The organism is Vibrio hannami, from assembly GCF_029589055.1.
Classification (GTDB): Bacteria; Pseudomonadota; Gammaproteobacteria; order Enterobacterales; family Vibrionaceae; genus Vibrio; species Vibrio hannami.
The window spans coordinates 1848483-1864951 of sequence record NZ_JARQZP010000003.1; the positions used below are offsets into that span (position 1 = coordinate 1848483).

Sequence of the window (16469 nt, forward strand, 5' to 3'; positions counted from 1 at the left end):
TGAATAGCCAATGAAATAAAACCGCAAGAATCTATAAAAATAGCAGGATTTTGAACGAATGCGTTATCAGGAACAGATAGGGTGGTGAACACAAGAATCAAGTAGTAGGGAGATAAACAAGATGAATGGGATTTTATACACTGTCACGGTTTTTATCTGGGGTTCTACCTGGTTAGCCATTGCTTACCAACTTGGCGATACGCCTATTGTGGTCTCTGTTGCCTGGCGATTTGGTCTTGCTTCCATCGTTTTACTTGCCATTTTGAAACTCAGAAATGCGCTACCCCGACTCTCCATTGAGAACCATAAGGTATCGGCATTGTTGGCCTTATGTTTGTTTTCCAATAATTTTCTTTGCTTCTACTACGCAACGGAATATCTGCCGAGCGGCTTGAATGCCGTGGTGTTTTCGCTGGCTCCAATTCTAAATGCCTTTAACCTTTGGTTGCTGGAAAAACAGCGTCCATCTGGTGTGTTTTTGCAAGGCGCACTAATGGGTTTCACTGGCGTTGTGCTTCTTTTTGCTTCCCAGTTTATGAGTGCAGCAATGGATTTGGGTGTGCTGAAAGGGTTGCTGCTTAGCATACTTGGCACTTATTTTTTCTCGATGGGGAACATGGTTTCTGCCAGAAGTCAGAAGAAGGAAATGCCTCTATTGCCAACGACAGCATGGGCAATGGGTTACGGAGCAATCTACCTTGTGGTTATAGCGCTGTTTATGGGATTACCATTGAGCGTAACCATGGATGCAACTTACCTATCTGCGTTAGTCTATTTAGCGATAATCGGTTCGGTTGTCGGGTTCAATACCTATCTTGCTCTGGTAGGCAGAATTGGTGCTGCGAAAGCGGCGTATTGCACAGTACTCTTTCCGCTGGTGGCACTATCCCTATCCACAATATTTGAAGGCTACGAATGGACATGGATCTCGGTATTAGGTGTTGTCCTGGTATTGGCAGGAAACTTAAGGGTGTTTGGTATGCCCGAGTTCGTTGTCGCTGAAAGTGCAAGGTTGAACAGAGAAATGAAAAAGTTAACCGATAAAAGTTAAAAGATTGACCATCCAAAATCTGTCACCGTCGAATCATTTTTGGACAGAACCTTCTTAGCCGCTTCGGACGAAACCTACCCTTCGGATAAATTTTGGCATCTCAAAATGCAGTACGGCACCACTTCAGGTGATGCCGTTCATGACAGAAAATGGACAATTTCGAGCATAATGACTCAGCGTTGTAAGAACCTGTTTATGCAAACCTATTATTTAAGTATTCAATCCCCCCTTTCTCGTTTCACATAAACTAATTAATTGTCTGTGCTATTCCTTGTTGACCCGTCTACAGGGTACGGGTTCACAATGTGTTCGGTTTTCAAGAGGAAGTACTATGTCTAGTCTAAAACTGAATGCTCTGATTTCTATGCCTGATTACCTCAAGGGTGTTTTGCTTGCGCTTTTTTCTACCGCGCTATTTGTTCTGTCGGGTATGATGGTTCGCATGCTAAGTGGTTCAATCGATACCTTTCAGATATTGCTATTCCGCCAGATAGTTTTTATTTTGGTATTGTTGCCCGCCATAAGAGCCAACATTGAAGTTTTGCTAAAACCTAAGAAGGTTAAGTTACATGTATTGAGGATAACAGGTGCTTTTTTTGCTCTGTATTTCGGATTCATCACAGTAAGCAATTTGCCATTCGCTGATGCACAGGCACTTGGCTTTCTTCAGGTGCTGTTTGTCGCACTGATTTCAAAAACATTTCTGTCAGAGAAACTTAGCGGCTCTCGACTATTTACAATAGTTGTTGGGTTTGTAGGCGTGATGTTAGTTGTTCAACCGAAATTCTATGAAACCTCATTTATTTTTGTTCTGATTGGAGCGGTAGCCTCATTAGGAGCCGCGATAGCTGTAGTCTGCGTCAGAAAGGTAGCCCAGACGGAACCAAAAATAACGCTACTGGCTTATCAAGCTATCTTTGTTGGGCTTATAGCCTTATTACCAAGTATCAGTAATTGGTACTGGCCTACCTTGAATGAGCTTGGTTTGCTGATTATGGTTGGGCTACTTTCTTCTGTGGGGCAATGGATTGGAGTTACAGCGTACAAGTATGGGGAAGCGAACATAATTGCGAACGTTCAGTATGTGAGTATCATCTATTCATTGGTACTGGGTTACTTCATATTTTCAGAAATTCCAGATAGTTTGGCTTTGATAGGAGCGAGCATTCTAATTCTGAGCGCAGTGATCCCTCAAATATATCCACTGACGAAATCTGCTATCGGGCAGAAAATCGCCCTAAGAAGGTAGAAAATATGCTAACTATCACTGACTTAGCACGACAGTGCAAAATATCAAGAACCACCGTTCTATACTATGAGCGTGCTGGACTATTAAAGCCAGCAAATCGAACTTCCAACGGGTATCGGACTTATGGGGATAAAGAGGTCAATCGGTTAAAGAGCATTGTTTCTTACCGTTCATATGGCGTGCCTGTAGCAGAGATCGCTCCTCTGCTAGAGTCAGAATGTGAGCATGAACAGGAACAAATCCTGCGCAATCAGTTCAATGCTCTTGAAGATGAAATTCAACGCTTGCGGAAGCAGCAAAAGGCGATTGTTGCTCTCCTGAACCAAGGTTCTCTCATAGCACCTGACATACTAACCAAAGAGCGCTGGACAGAGCTAATGGCAGCGTCAGGTCTTAGTGAAGAAGACATGATTAACTGGCACATCCAGTTCGAAAAAACGGAACCAGAAGCTCATCAACGGTTTCTGGAATCATTAGGAATATGTGAAGATGAAATTGTTGAACTGCGCGAACGTTTTAGCTCAACTGAATAGATATGTAAATTGCTCTTTACTTCCATTTACCCTGAAAATGAACCCTTTTGGGAGAAAGCTTTCACCGCACCCTAGCTTCCGTTCGCTCTGTCAGCGCCGATAAATCAGGGGCGAAATTTATCGGCTGGGAACCAATCTATCTTGATGTATGGAATCCACTCTCCCCTACGCACTCTAAACTTAATTCAGTGCTGAGATACATGAGGATTCCGCCATGCTTACTACCAATGTTATCGCTATCGATTTAGCTAAAAACGTTCTTCAGATCTGCTACATCAGTGTTCACGGTGAACTACTTTTTAACAAAGCTTTTAGCCGACAAAAAGCTAAAGAGTTCATTATCAACGCAAAGCCCTCCATCGTTGCGATGGAAGGATGTTGTGGGTGCCATTATTGGGGGCAGCTCGCTCAAGAGCATGGGCATGATGTCCGAATTATTAATCCTAAAAAAGTAAAAGGTTATTTGGAAGGACATAAGACCGATCACAATGATGCCCTTGCTATTGCGAACTCAGCTATCCAAATCGGCATCAAATACAGCCGTCCAAAGTCTTTAGAGCAGCAATCAATGCAATCGCTTGAGAGTAGTCGCCGTTTTTTGTCTCGTAGCGTTGTTTCATTAGGGCAACATATTCGTGGAACACTCCTTGGTTACGGAATTGCTAACCCTAGAGGTGAGAAAGGACTGAAAGCCTCCGTCCGCGAGATCCTAGATAATCCCTCATCTGTCCCCACGAATGTTGTATCTGTTCTTTCAATGCTTTGGGAGCAATACAAGCAACTCAAGGCACAATTGATAGCCTTTGAAAAAGAGAAAAATGCTCTGACTCGGCAGATTGAGCCTTGTAAAAGACTAATGGAGATAGAAGGGGTTGGTGAAACAACAGCATCAATGCTCTACACAACCCTTGGTGATGGTAAGCAGTTTAAAAATGGCAGGCAAGCGTCTGCGTTCGTTGGACTAACACCAAAACAGCATAGTTCTGGTGGCAAGGTTTTTATGATTGGTATCGATAAGTGTGGCGGCGTTAAAGAGTTGAGGTCACTACTCTATCTAGGCGCTATGTCATATGTCGGAAGGTTACCAGAAGAACCAAGAACGCAAAAAGATGCTTGGTTAATCAAGATAATTCAACGAATTGGATTCAAAAAAGCCTGTATTGCTTTGGCCAATAAAATCGTAAGAACAGCATGGGCAATGCTTCGTCATGAGACGACTTACAAACCTATTCTACTTAACGCTGATTAATTTGATTTTTGCAAAATGATGAAGCAGAAAGGGTAAGACCAACCTACTGAAAACCTGGCCATTCTGTAATGCTAATATAAGCTGATAGCTCGTTGAGGACAGTAGGTGCGCAAACATCTAAGGCTAGAGGGTAGCTCCCTTAAATAGAAGCCGAATATACGTACGCATCTTAACTTTTATTGCTTGGTCACTTTGCAAATACGTGGATTCCATATACAGTTTGGGGCAAAGATGAGTCAGCGGAAGTCTCGCTGACTCAAAGATGGACAGAAACGTGTTTGAAGCTTCGGACGAAATCTACCCAACAGAGATGTTTTTCACATTCCAGACAGCAGAACGACACCACTTCAGGTGATGCCGCTCGTGCTCGAAAATGGACAAAATTACTAAGCAAGATGTTACCTGTTCTCGATGTTTCACTTATCCATAAGTCATGATGTTTTATTCATTCTTTAATGTGATGTATTAGGTCGTTGTCTTGATTCTCTGTTTGGTGCAGATGTGTCTGCGCTTTATCAGGTGCTGGCAGTGAAAGTGGCTGAACAGCTTGGATAGTACAGCAGTACATCTCGATATTATCAGCTTCCATGTAGAGGGTGAGTATGGCGATATTTGCAAAGGCTGTTACAGGACAGAATCACAATTTTCTTATTGGGTAATTAAATCTGAAGATGAAAAAAATAAGTATCGTCATTCGGTGCAAAAAACCGATCGCAAGGCGGACATGAACTGGCATTTTGTAATTGATATCTTTGATTGGTATTACACTAACGCATGTATACAATGAAAAAGGATCATTTGATACATAATGATAAGCCCCTTAATATGCGCCCACCTTTTCACACTCTGTAAAGACGTATGTTTTCTCAATCTCTTCCGGCACAGCTACTTAGAATGCTGGTGCTGCTAATTGTTACCCTGATAGCCGTTCATCACTCGGAGCCTTTGCTGAATCTGCTGGCCGAGCAGGGGATGGGCAGCGGTTGTCATCAGAACAGCAGTAAATCCGAGAATCACCACGCACACCATCATCACTAAGAGAACCATTTTTAATGAGTATTTTTCGCTTTCCGCCTTTGGTATGGCTTGGCATTGGTATCCTGATTATCAGCCTAGGTATCCGCCAGTCTTTTGGTATTTTTATGATGCCGGTTTCCGACTATTTTCACACCGGTCGTGAGCTGTTCAGCTTTGCGATTGCACTGCAAAACCTGTTGTTTGGTCTGTTTCAACCCTTTATTGGTATGATGGCCGATAAGTGGGGTGCGAAACGTGTGATCATCACCGGCGCATTTGCTTATGCGCTTGGACTGGGCCTGACGTCTATTACCGGTCAGGCTGATATGCTGTTTTTGTCTCTGGGTGTGCTGGTCGGCTTGGGGCTTAGCGCTACCAGCTATGTGATTATTTTAGGGGCGGTCGCCAAGGTAGTTCCGGCGCAGCATGCAGCTAAGGCCTTTGGTCTGACTACGGCCGCCGGATCGTTTGGCATGTTTGCGGTTATTCCGGGTGCCCAATTGCTTCTGGGCGAGTTTGGCTGGCAGAGCGCCCTGCAGGTGTTTGCTATGCTGTGCGGGCTGATCGTTGTGTTTGCGCTGTTTATCAAAAGCAGTAAACCGCAACAAGCTCAAGCCAATGCCGCTACCGGCGGCGAACAGACACTGAAGGAGTCGCTCAGAGAAGCCTTCTCTCATAAGGGCTACTGGCTGATCCATGCGGGCTTTTTTGTGTGTGGTTTTCATGTCATGTTTATCGCCACTCACCTACCAAGTTATCTGGCGGACAAGAACCTTTCAGCGTCAACGGCAGCGATGGCGCTAGCTTATGTCGGTATTTTCAATATATTTGGTTCCTATTTCTGGGGGGTAATGGGGGACAGGTTCAATAAGCGCTACGTCATGTCCGCGCTCTATTTTATGCGCACCCTGGTGATCCTGGCGTTTGTTACTCTTCCGGTAACCGAGGCGACTGCAGCGCTGTTCGGCGGTGCTATCGGCTTCTGCTGGCTAGGTACAGTGCCACTGACTTCCGGCCTGGTCAGGCAGATCTTTGGCGCTCGTTATCTTTCCACTCTCTATGGCCTGGTGTTTCTGACTCATCAGGTGGGCAGTTTTCTCGGTGCCTGGGCCGGTGGTCGTATCTACGATTATTACGGTTCCTATGAGCCTATCTGGTGGTCTACTGTGGTACTGGCATTCTGCGCGGCGCTAATCCACTTCCCGATTGATGATCGGCCGGTTGTGCGACTGGCACAGGAAAAGTTTGCTTAGCAAAAAAACCTGAGTGTGAGTGGACACTCAGGTAAATAAAGGCAAGAGTATGGGTACCAGGTTAAACTGATGCTCGCATAATCATGCAAGTTTACTTGAGGTCAGAAAGCGAAAATGGACAAAAGTAAGTTAGAGCAAAAGGGGGTCATCCACCTAATTTGACAGATGGCTACCAAGTCTCTGTTGCTTGAACAAAACGTTGGAAGTAGAAATATGGTCACCAAAAGCGTTTATTGTCGGAGACCACTATGCATCGCGTAAAACAACTACTAGTTGCTTCACTCATGCTTCTAAATTACAACGAACAAGTTGGTGAGGTTTAAGCCATGCTCAAAGCACTCAACAAGCTAAGGTGGATAGGTATGTACGAAATTCAGTGTATGGTTTAAAACACGAACTATCGAGCTGGTGTTTGTGCTTGAGCTGTAACTATGTAATAACCCCACCGACCATCGCAAAAATCACCCCTGATTAGACCAAAAACAGACATGTTTTTTCCAAGGTGATTCCCCTATATTTGACCTATAAACTTAACGCAATTATCAATTATCACCGAAAGAAGTAGAGGGATAGCAATGGATTCAGAGAAAACGTGGGCAAATGATGCTTGGAAAAGTGTGTTTGAGAAAGTCAAATTTACCAGCGAAGACATTTCAGTACAGTTTCCTTCCATGACATCGGAGGGTCATTATGAAGATACCCACGCACCTTGGGCGTGGGTTGTCGGCTTTTGGCCTGGCCTGCTATGGTTGCTGTATGAGAAAGAGCACTACCAACCGTTCAAAGACATTGCAATAGCACGTGAGAAGACCATGGATGGCCCACTTGATGAATATGTCAATATCCACCATGATGTTGGCTTTATGTGGCAACTAACTTCGATCAAACAGTATGAATTGTTTGGCAACGAGCGCTCTAAAAATCGCGCACTTAGAGCCGCAAGTCATTTGGCGAGCCGATTTAACATTAATGGGCGTTTCTTAACTGCTTGGAACAAGAATGATGTAAGTGCTGCAGACCCGAGAGGTTTGAGTATTATCGACAGCATGATGAACTTGCCTCTTTTGTACTGGGCTGCCGATCAACTCGATGCACCGCGGTTCAAACTGATTGCCATGGCGCATGCTGATACAGTGCTTAAAGAGTTTATTCGGCCAGATGGTTCAGTAAGGCATATGGTTGAGTTTGACTATATGACTGGCGATGTAAAGAGTTACTACGGTGGTCAAGGCTACAATGAGGACTCAGCTTGGAGTAGAGGCGCATCGTGGGCGGTTCATGGTTGTGCACTAAGTTATAAATATACCAAAGAGCCAAGATACCTTGAAGCAGCCATGAGAACCGCTGATTTCTTTATTGATCAGTTACCAGAAGATTCAGTCCCACATTGGGACTTTAGAGCTCCGAGGGATGAAAATACGCCAAGAGATACCTCGGCCGCAGCGTGTGCTGCGAGCGGTATGCTTCTTATTTCTGAACTTGTTGAAGATGAAACAAAGAAAGCTCACTATTTTGATGCTGCTAATCGAATCCTCAAGAGTCTGTACGACAACTACTGTACAGTAGGTGATGATACCCAGCAGGGAATCTTAACAGGAGGAGCGTTCAACTGCCCTAAAGGCTTAGGTGTAAATTGCTCACTTATATATGGTGATTACTACTTTGTAGAAGCTCTATCTAAACTGGTGACAAAACTATCTGTTGAGAAAAAAGAAACGTTCGCCCAAGAAACTGTGGTGTGATGTTAGTAATGTTGAGTATATTCTAAGCTACAAGTTATGAATATGAGCGCCTGATATAGAGTATCGGGCGTTTTTGTATCGAGTTGGTATTGGAATGGTGCTTGATTGTCGTATTTTCTATGGCGAGCATTTGTTTAACGAAACCAACCTCACAAGATGTTAGCGAGTGAGGGCGTCTGCTCGAATGGTAAGCATCTTATATTCACCTAATACTAAACATGATTAAGGTAATGACTTTAAATTAAACATCTTGTTAAATCGATACATAAAGATGTAGCGTCAACTGAAAGCTCTATTGTATTACATTAAGTCAATAAAATTATTCTGGAATAATTAACAACACACAAAGTCATTATAGATAAAGTTACTAAGTACTGAGGAATCCCCTGATGATTTAGATAAAAATCATCACGTTAAGGTAGATGCACATCTTGTCATGTGATCAAATGGTTTCGCCAAAAAACAATAACCAAACAACAAGATGCGCGAACTCAATATCTTACATGACTCTCTCTACAAATTCTGCCCCGAACTGCACTTAAAGCGACTTAATAGCTTGATGTTAGCTTGCCGCGCATTGCTTGATAGCAAAACCCTTACGCTCACTGAACTCGGTCGCAACTTACCCTGCCAAGCTAGAACTAAGCACAACATAAAGCGGATGGATCGCCTTTTAGGTAACCATCACCTACATCAAGAGAGACTCGCCGTTTACCGTTGGCATGCTAGCTTTATTTGTGCGGGCAACCCCATGCCAGTGGTTCTCGTCGATTGGTCTGATATCCGTGAACACAAGAGACTTATGGTGCTACGCGCATCAGTGGCGCTACAAGGCCGTTCGGTCACTCTATATGAAAAGGCCTTTCCACTTTCAAAACAGTGTTCTAAGTCTGCTCATGATCAGTTTTTATCTGACCTGGCAAGCATTTTACCTTCTGATGTGACCCCACTTATTATCAGTGATGCTGGATTTAAAGTGCCGTGGTACAAATCCGTTGAAGAACACGGATGGTACTGGTTGAGTCGAGTAAGAGGTAAAGTGCAATTTGCTGAACTAGGTGCCGAAAATTGGCAGCCAGTCAGTAGCTTACATAGCAAAGCCTCTAGCAGAGCCAAAAGTCTTGGTTATCAAAAACTGACCAAAAGTAATGCCATCAACTGCCAAATAGCGCTGTATAGAGCATTGCCTAAAGGTCGCAAGAATCAGCGTTCTACCCGAACAAACTGTCACCATCCATCGCCCAAGGTGTACTCTGACTCAGCAAAGGAGCCATGGGTATTGGCAACTAACTTACCAACGGCGACTCGTACTCCCAAGCAGTTGGTGAGGCTTTACGCGAAGCGCATGCAGATAGAGGAAACCTTCCGAGACTTAAAGAGTCCCGCTTACGGATTAGGCCTACGTCAAAGCCGCACTAGTTGCCCCAAAAGGTTCGATATTATTTTGCTGATAGCTTTAATGCTGCAACTCATGTTTTGGCTGGCAGGAATACATGCACAGCAACAAGGGGGGGACAGGCACTTTCAAGCGAATACAGTCAGAAATCGAAATGTCCTGTCTACCGTTCGATTAGGTATGGAAGTCCTCAGAAGACCAGACTACGAGATTACGACTCAACACCTCTTCGCAGCGGCGGTGGATTTAGCTGAGCAGCTCATGAAAGCTGGCTATGCACTGGGGGATTTATGAGGGGATCCCTCAGTACTAAGTAAGAACGTTAACTAATACTTAATATATAGTATTACATTTCGATGCAAACTTTGATGTAGCAGTTACCAATTATTTACATTGTTTAGGGTGAGTAACCTAAGCAAAATATAAATACTTGCGCGTGAGTAAACCACTTAAATTAGGTGGCTTATTTAATTAAATACAAAACTAGGCGTGCAAGGATATATTTAAAAAATGTACTTAATTCCAACATTAGGTGAAACATCATATGAAGAAAAACAGGATCTTACTATACCCGTTCAACTTGAAGATGCAGGTTTGAGTAGCTGAAAATTATCCGTAATTCGAGATACCAACGAGCCTGCAACTTCTGGTAGTGTCACATCGAAAAATTCTTTGATAGCGGAGATAAACTCTCTCTTGGATGAGAAGTAAACATTGTTCCGAGCATGCTCATTCATCACTTTCCAGAGCCGTTCTATCGGATTTAGGTTCGGACTGTATGGCGGTAAGTAGTGAAGCTCGATATTAAGTACTTTTGCTGCATCTTTCACCAATTCAGTTCGATGATAGGCTGCGCCATCTAAGATCAGGTGTACTTTCTGCTCCAGTGGATAGTGCTCTTTCTTAAGTTTCCAAAGAAAGCGAACAATACTCTCACTGTTGATGGTTTCATACGTTTCAGTGACCGTTGCACCAATGTTTTCCAGCGAAAGCGCACCGATTAGATTTAGGCGTGTACGGCTACCCGTTGTTTCAATGAGCTTGTCCTGACCCTTTCGAATCCAGCCATAACTCAGTTTTGTCGATTGAGTCGGATGGACAGCATCCATAAACAATACAGGAGCTTCGCTCGGCTTGAGGACGTTATTGTAAAACTCGACAAAGGCTTGCTGCATTTCTGGACAGAACTTATGAGGCACACCCTTTGGCATTTTTGTATGAGAACCCATTGTGATGTAACCATTTATTCATACCCGCCACGCTATAGCGAATACCAAATTCTGCTTCTACAAAGGCAACGATTTGGTGAGTATGAAAGTAAGTGTTCTCAGCCAAATGCTCAATGAGCTGCATGGTTTGAGCAGCAGACATTCTGCTGTGGCTGCCACCATTTTCAGGCTTTAACTTCTCAGACTGGAAATAGTCATTGATATGACGTGCAACCGTAGTTTCATGAATACGAAGCGCCTGAGAAATCATTGCGTTGCTCCAGCCTTCAGAAGCAAGCAGAACCGCTTTGATACGGTCGCACACTCGACTGTCACGAGCGGAATCGTGCATCTGTTCGAGTTCTTGTTTCGTCTGTGGAGATAGCGTTACTTTCATAGTAGCGTAGCATGATCCTGTTTTTACGGAAAATCAAGCATCTTCAATGATCACGGGTATATCATTATCGGTCCTCACCCAGGGTGTCCGCATGAGTGTTTAGGATTTAACCATTGATTTAAATCCGGCCACAAGGACTTGCTCTAAAAAAGCAGTTTTCATCATGCAGCGTTTCTGTTTCATTGGTACGCTAATCTTGGTTGGCTCGGCTCTGAGCATGTTGAGGGCCATATGCCTTAATCCTGCCAAGTTTTCAGCCGCGTTTTCTCGATAGATCTGGCAGGCATCTTCCCGCATGCTCACGTCTAAAATCCAGTGCATTGACTCAATGCCCCAGTGGGCTCGGATAGCACTTCCTGCCTGCTCTGGAGACAGCTTGGCTGAACTGATGTAGTAGCGGTATTCCAACTCTGGCTCTTTGCCTTTTGCCGCACGGTAGTTTTCAACCATCACAATACAGGTCAGCCCAATCCACGTAGAAAAGTCCCCCTCCAACTCACTGGCATCCAGTACATGACAAGTTCGCGCTTCAACCCGACTTTTCTGTTTCTCGATTTGACATGTCGCTTTGTCTACTGGTGCACGACGATATGGAGCAAATGCGGCCTGTATGGCTTTCGCTAATGTGCCCTGATTACCCTTAACAGCCAACAAGTAATCCCCGCCCTTGCTAGTGATCGCCTTGGCTATCTTGGTCTGACAGGCCATCGCATCAATCGTTACAATGGCACCTCGCAAGTCGAGCATAGTAATCAGTGCTGGAATCGCGGTAATTTCATTGCTCTTACTATCGGTTTTGAGCTGGCCTAGTACCAGTTGGTTAGCATTGGCGTAAGCACTGACCATGTGGATGGTGCTTTGTCTGTCGTTTCTGTCATAGGAGCCACGTAAGGTCTTGCCGTCAATGGAAACTACCTCACCACCGGTCAACTTGTGCACCGCTTTCATCCAGGATAGGAAGCAGTCACGAAATTCAGCAGGGTCGATACTTGCAATAAGACAAGCAAAGGTATCATCAACGGGTACCCCTTTTTCAAACAGGCCCTGTTTCAGAAACCACTCGTGGTGACCAAGAACGTACTCGCGAATATCGGTCCAGCCTTGGCCTCCGGCTATAACCGCACATATCGAACCAAATAAAATATCAAACAGTGGGTAGTCCACTTTTGCACTTTGTCGTTCGTCACGGATGATGCTGAAATGTTCTTTGATAGTGTCGATTTTCATGGTCACTCCTCAAAAGAGGAGCATAAGATCATACTCGGCTCGTCAGGTCAATTTTGACCTGAAATTGATCAGAAAACGTTCATGATCTTGCCCTGGGTCCTCACCTGAATTAGGGAATTACGCCGAGTATTAAGCGCATACAATATAAGTGACGTTATATTTATTTTATCAAGAACTATTACCACAAAAAACGCGTACTATTGCAGTAAAAAATGTCAATATTTGCAGAAATCTACACTTCGCTACATTCAATAATTTTTTTAGCGCTATAAATGTCCGAAACCTCTTCCATAGCAATCATCTGGGAAACTATGTTACCTATACCCGTGGCCTCAACTGGGCCAACAATTATGTTACAACCTGTTTCTTCTTCTATTAATTCATTGAGAAAATCGTTCTTACACCCGCCACCAATAATATTAATAGTTCTGATATTCTGCCCAGTTATTTCTGACATTTCATCAATATACTTTTTGTAACAAATAGCTAAACTACGGTAGACGCATACGCTAACTTCCCCGACTGTCGAAGGTGGTGTTTGGCCAGATTCCCTACAATAATTAACAATTTCTTCTATCATGTTGTCGTTTATAAAAAATCTTTGGTCATTGACATCAATAATGGACGCAAAGTCCTTAGCCTCCCTTGCTAGATTAACGAGTTCCGAAAATGAGTATCGATGGTCAAGGTTGCGGGACACTTCTTGGACAATCCACAAACCCATAATATTCTTTAGAAACCGGTAGCGTTTATCTACTCCACCCTCATTAGTAAAGTTTTTTAGTCTTGACTGTTCACTAACGATTGGCTGTAGTAGTTCCTTGCCTAATAAGGACCAAGTTCCCGAACTGAGAATAACGCCGCTATCTTCTATATTTAGGCTACTTGCAATAAATGACGCCCCGGTGTCATGAGTCGGTGGTAGAATCACTTCACAATCAAAGGCAAGTTCGTCGACTAACGCTTGCTTTAGATTACCGACTTTTGATAGAGGAGGTAAAACTTCATGAAATACCTCTTTTTTTAGTCCGACAAATTCGATAAGTTCCTCATCCCATCTGTTGGTCTCTATGTTATACAGTTGTGTCGTAGTAGCATTTGTATACTCGTTTACTTTTTTCCCAGTCAACAAGTAGTTTAAATAATCAGGGATCATGAGGAATGATTTGGCTTGGCACTTAGTTTCGTCGGAGAGCGTCTTTAACTGGCAAATGGTATTAAAGTCCATAAGTTGGATACCCGTTTTTGCATAGAGCTCTTCACTACCAACTTGGGAACAAATCTCTTTCATCACTCCATTGGTTCGTCTATCACGATAAGACACCGCATGGCCTATCATACAGTCTTCACTATCCAGAAGGACGAAATCGACCCCCCAAGTGTCAATACCCAATGCTCTGGGTTGTTTCCCTTGCTTTGCACATTTTCGAAGACCAGTAATTATCTCAGAGAACAGATAATCTAGATCCCAACAGAGCTGCTCGTCTACTTGGTAGATTTGATTGTTAAAACTATGAATTTCTTCTACCTTTAGCTTACCATTGTCCAAATGGCCCAGTATATGCCGCCCGCTGGATGCACCAATATCAACTGCCAAAAAGTAATTCATTACAACCTCCGATGCTTACTGATCGTATATTTTAATTGGCAATAACTAACCAATAAATACAGAGGTTTGCACTCCAAAACATCATTTTTTGCTCACTTTCACGATGACTTATCGGTATCACAAGGAATGGTAGATTCAGCCTCATAGAGATAGAGTTGGACAGCTATGACATAAGTTTGACGTAGTCTTATTACCTCATAAAGGGCTAAAGCCATCGTGAAGGGGACCCAAAATTTCACCGCTTGCGTCTCCCTATTGTTGATCAGACTCACAATTAAAACACCGGTTCAATTTCATTTCGATTTTGCATGTATATTTGGATTGGTTGCTGTGTAAGGCAAATCTTGGTCGAAAGTAAGCCAATGTTTGCGTCACTTCACATGAATAGAATTGGGTTCTAAGTGAGGTTTATTATGGATAGAGAGCTGTATGATTTTATTGAAAAGATGAGGTCTACTAATGTTGAGGAAGAAGGCATCATCTATAAAAACTCCGGTATTGACAATAGTATTTTTACTGATAGATACCGTAACATCATATCTTTTGACAAAGTGTGCCCGACTGGAAAAATGATTTCTATAAGAAAGCATACTCGCTTTATACACTACCCTGCACACAGCCATGATTATGTTGAGATATGCTACGTCCTAAACGGAAAGTCGGTGCAAGTAATCGAGAATGAAGAGGTGGAGCTTCTAAAAGGAGACCTGCTTTTCTTAGGTCCTGGTGTTACTCATGAAATATACCCTACAGGTAATGACGATATAATCGTAAACTTCATTATCCACAAAAAATTCTTCAGCTATATCTTCGAGTTCATCAATGAAACTTGTAATTTGTCTAACTTTTTTACAGATGTTGTATTCAAAAAGTCTTCTACCTCAGCACTTATTTTCTCAACCAAAGGGAATGGCAGACTTGAGGGGTCACTCAATGAAATGCTTTCAGAACTCGACGGTGATGAAGATTTGATGGAGCCTCGCGTTAAGTTCTTACTCGGTATCCTTGTGCTTGATCTAACGCTTGAAGAGCCTATAAGAATTGAAAAAGTATCTTATGATCAAGGTGTTCTCTGTAAAGTAATTACCTATATGGAGAGAAATCTCAAAACCGCCAACTTAAATGAGATTTCTGATCAACTTAAAATGAAAAACTATAATCTTTCTAAGCTGATTAAAAAAGAGAGTGGTGTCACATTCAATAATCTCCTTAGGGAAATTAGATTCAATAAGTTCTGTGAGATTATCAAGATCAAGAACATAAGTATTAACGATCTCGCAATAGAGATGGGCTTTTCGAATACCAGTGACTTCTATAAGAAGTTTAAAGCCAAGTTTGGTGTATCTCCGAGAGAATATCGTAACACTCACTAAATTAGGGCAAGAACCTACACGTCTATTACTCACAATGCAACAAGCAAAATATCCTTCATATGGACGCATTGTTCCTTTAACCTTTTAACATTCTTATGGCTAGGGATTATCTGTGCCGGGGGCTGAGTATTACAGTTACAATACGTTAGTCGCAATAACATCCGAAGAGGAATTTGAGGCGCACCTTATGGCAGCAGTAGAAATGGCGAAATAAGTCTATGGTAATACACAGATACCGCAAGTTTGTTGCTTATATTGCTTCCCAAGTAGGCTAAGATTGCCAACTTGGGATCGCAAAAGTTGGTATGATTCGAATCAAGCAGATCAGCATTAATAATGCTTACCTATGTTGGTCATCACACTTAGATGTATCAAAAGTCTATTTCATACTCACACCAGTAACTAAAACCAAGATATCATCAACAACCTGAGTTTCACCGACATAAATCCCCCATCGGAAACCCACTTCTTCAGTACGCTCAAATTGGCCGCTACCAACATGTTCTTGTTGGCTTCTTTCATATTATTGATTGTGGATAAACTTAAAGGTTCTCAACTATTGTTAAAGCCAATAGTCGGTAAATCGACGGTAGTTAATATGCTTTGCAACCCAATCTACATCACTCATCTCAGTTGACCTTGTTCTCGTATCTCCCAGTAGGACCTCTGCCACCGCGAATGCAAAGTCGATGGTATAACCATAGTCTTGACCGGATATAAATTGACCATCAATTACGACGGGTTGATTGATGTATGAACCATCGGAGTAGTTTAAATGAAAATCACCACAACACACATAACGATGGGAACCTAGTAGTGAGTTTTTAGCTAGGACTTTGGCTCCAGAAGAACAGAGGGCAGCTATGTAAGCTCCTTTGTCTATGTGCTTCTTAATGAATTGAACTACCGTACTATCGTTACCGAGTTTGTCTGTATTAGGCGGCCCTCCCACAAGAATTACAACCTCATAGTCACTCTCAATGTTGTCAGCGAACAGTTCATCAGTAACGATCTTTACTCCATGGTAGGAAGTGAGTTTAGCCTCAACTTCACAAGACAATAGGGTGACTGAAATCTGTAAACGACGTAATATATCAACAACGTTGATCGCCTCACCTTCCTCAAATCCATTGCATAATAATAACGCAACTCTTTTCATATTGTA

Annotated in this window: 12 protein-coding genes and 1 pseudogene; 9 read left to right on the forward strand and 4 right to left on the reverse strand. The window is 42.9% G+C overall.

Annotated elements, in window-relative coordinates; translation table 11 throughout:
* The first annotated feature begins 121 nt into the window (after positions 1-121).
* From P7F88_RS10030 to P7F88_RS10070, 8 genes are all read left to right on the forward strand, one after another.
* A complete protein-coding gene (locus P7F88_RS10030; RefSeq protein ID WP_277824225.1) occupies positions 122-1051 on the forward strand; it encodes a DMT family transporter in 930 nt (309 codons plus the stop codon).
* Positions 1052-1382: 331 nt separating this feature from the next.
* On the forward strand, positions 1383-2300 hold the full coding sequence (locus tag P7F88_RS10035) for a DMT family transporter (RefSeq protein ID WP_277824227.1): 918 nt from the start codon (positions 1383-1385) through the stop codon (positions 2298-2300).
* A gap of 5 nt (positions 2301-2305) precedes the next feature.
* A complete protein-coding gene (locus P7F88_RS10040; protein ID WP_277824229.1) occupies positions 2306-2833 on the forward strand; it encodes a MerR family transcriptional regulator in 528 nt (175 codons plus the stop codon).
* Between the two features lie 214 nt (positions 2834-3047).
* Entirely contained in the window at positions 3048-4082 is a 1035-nt protein-coding gene (locus tag P7F88_RS10045) for an IS110 family RNA-guided transposase (RefSeq protein WP_277824231.1), read from the forward strand.
* An 858-nt stretch (positions 4083-4940) separates the two neighbouring features.
* A complete protein-coding gene (locus P7F88_RS10050) occupies positions 4941-5120 on the forward strand; it encodes a hypothetical protein (RefSeq protein ID WP_277824233.1) in 180 nt (59 codons plus the stop codon).
* A 14-nt stretch (positions 5121-5134) separates the two neighbouring features.
* Entirely contained in the window at positions 5135-6352 is a 1218-nt protein-coding gene (locus tag P7F88_RS10055; protein WP_277824235.1) for an MFS transporter, read from the forward strand.
* Between the two features lie 575 nt (positions 6353-6927).
* Complete coding sequence (locus P7F88_RS10065) at positions 6928-8094, forward strand: glycoside hydrolase family 88 protein (protein WP_277824237.1); 1167 nt, start codon at positions 6928-6930, stop codon at positions 8092-8094.
* A 481-nt stretch (positions 8095-8575) separates the two neighbouring features.
* Positions 8576-9784 (forward strand): IS4 family transposase, encoded by a 1209-nt coding sequence (locus P7F88_RS10070; protein ID WP_277824239.1) that lies wholly within the window; start codon positions 8576-8578, stop codon positions 9782-9784.
* Positions 9785-10065: 281 nt separating this feature from the next.
* Here the strand turns inward: P7F88_RS10070 and P7F88_RS10075 are convergent.
* The 3 genes and pseudogenes from P7F88_RS10075 to rhaB all read right to left on the reverse strand — a co-directional run bounded on the left by P7F88_RS10075 (position 10066) and on the right by rhaB (position 13931).
* Positions 10066-11095, reverse strand: a pseudogene (locus P7F88_RS10075) (IS630 family transposase).
* Between the two features lie 99 nt (positions 11096-11194).
* Complete coding sequence (locus P7F88_RS10080) at positions 11195-12322, reverse strand: ISAs1 family transposase (protein ID WP_277824241.1); 1128 nt, start codon at positions 12320-12322, stop codon at positions 11195-11197.
* 232 nt (positions 12323-12554) lie between these two features.
* Positions 12555-13931: a rhamnulokinase gene (gene rhaB, locus P7F88_RS10085; RefSeq protein ID WP_277824242.1), complete on the reverse strand. Its 1377-nt coding sequence runs from the start codon at positions 13929-13931 to the stop codon at positions 12555-12557.
* A gap of 413 nt (positions 13932-14344) precedes the next feature.
* On the opposite strand from rhaB, the gene P7F88_RS10090 reads away from it, so the two are divergent.
* The gene (locus P7F88_RS10090) at positions 14345-15304 is read left to right on the forward strand and encodes an AraC family transcriptional regulator (protein ID WP_277824244.1); all 960 of its coding nucleotides are present in this window, start codon (positions 14345-14347) and stop codon (positions 15302-15304) included.
* 562 nt (positions 15305-15866) lie between these two features.
* Here P7F88_RS10090 and P7F88_RS10095 read toward each other — a convergent pair.
* Positions 15867-16463, reverse strand: a complete 597-nt coding sequence (locus P7F88_RS10095) for a DJ-1/PfpI family protein (protein ID WP_277824246.1) — start codon at positions 16461-16463, stop codon at positions 15867-15869.
* Positions 16464-16469 lie beyond the last annotated feature (6 nt).

What these genes read in the sequence shown, in the direction of transcription:
- P7F88_RS10030 (WP_277824225.1), top strand. Translation starts at nt 122, where the DNA reads ATGAATGGGATTTTATACACTGTCACGGTTTTTATCTGGGGTTCTACC.
- P7F88_RS10035 (WP_277824227.1), top strand. Translation starts at nt 1,383, where the DNA reads ATGTCTAGTCTAAAACTGAATGCTCTGATTTCTATGCCTGATTACCTC.
- P7F88_RS10040 (WP_277824229.1), top strand. Translation starts at nt 2,306, where the DNA reads ATGCTAACTATCACTGACTTAGCACGACAGTGCAAAATATCAAGAACC.
- P7F88_RS10045 (WP_277824231.1), top strand. Translation starts at nt 3,048, where the DNA reads ATGCTTACTACCAATGTTATCGCTATCGATTTAGCTAAAAACGTTCTT.
- P7F88_RS10050 (WP_277824233.1), top strand. Translation starts at nt 4,941, where the DNA reads ATGTTTTCTCAATCTCTTCCGGCACAGCTACTTAGAATGCTGGTGCTG.
- P7F88_RS10055 (WP_277824235.1), top strand. Translation starts at nt 5,135, where the DNA reads ATGAGTATTTTTCGCTTTCCGCCTTTGGTATGGCTTGGCATTGGTATC.
- P7F88_RS10065 (WP_277824237.1), top strand. Translation starts at nt 6,928, where the DNA reads ATGGATTCAGAGAAAACGTGGGCAAATGATGCTTGGAAAAGTGTGTTT.
- P7F88_RS10070 (WP_277824239.1), top strand. Translation starts at nt 8,576, where the DNA reads ATGCGCGAACTCAATATCTTACATGACTCTCTCTACAAATTCTGCCCC.
- P7F88_RS10080 (WP_277824241.1), bottom strand. Translation starts at nt 12,322, where the DNA reads ATGAAAATCGACACTATCAAAGAACATTTCAGCATCATCCGTGACGAA.
- rhaB (WP_277824242.1), bottom strand. Translation starts at nt 13,931, where the DNA reads ATGAATTACTTTTTGGCAGTTGATATTGGTGCATCCAGCGGGCGGCAT.
- P7F88_RS10090 (WP_277824244.1), top strand. Translation starts at nt 14,345, where the DNA reads ATGGATAGAGAGCTGTATGATTTTATTGAAAAGATGAGGTCTACTAAT.
- P7F88_RS10095 (WP_277824246.1), bottom strand. Translation starts at nt 16,463, where the DNA reads ATGAAAAGAGTTGCGTTATTATTATGCAATGGATTTGAGGAAGGTGAG.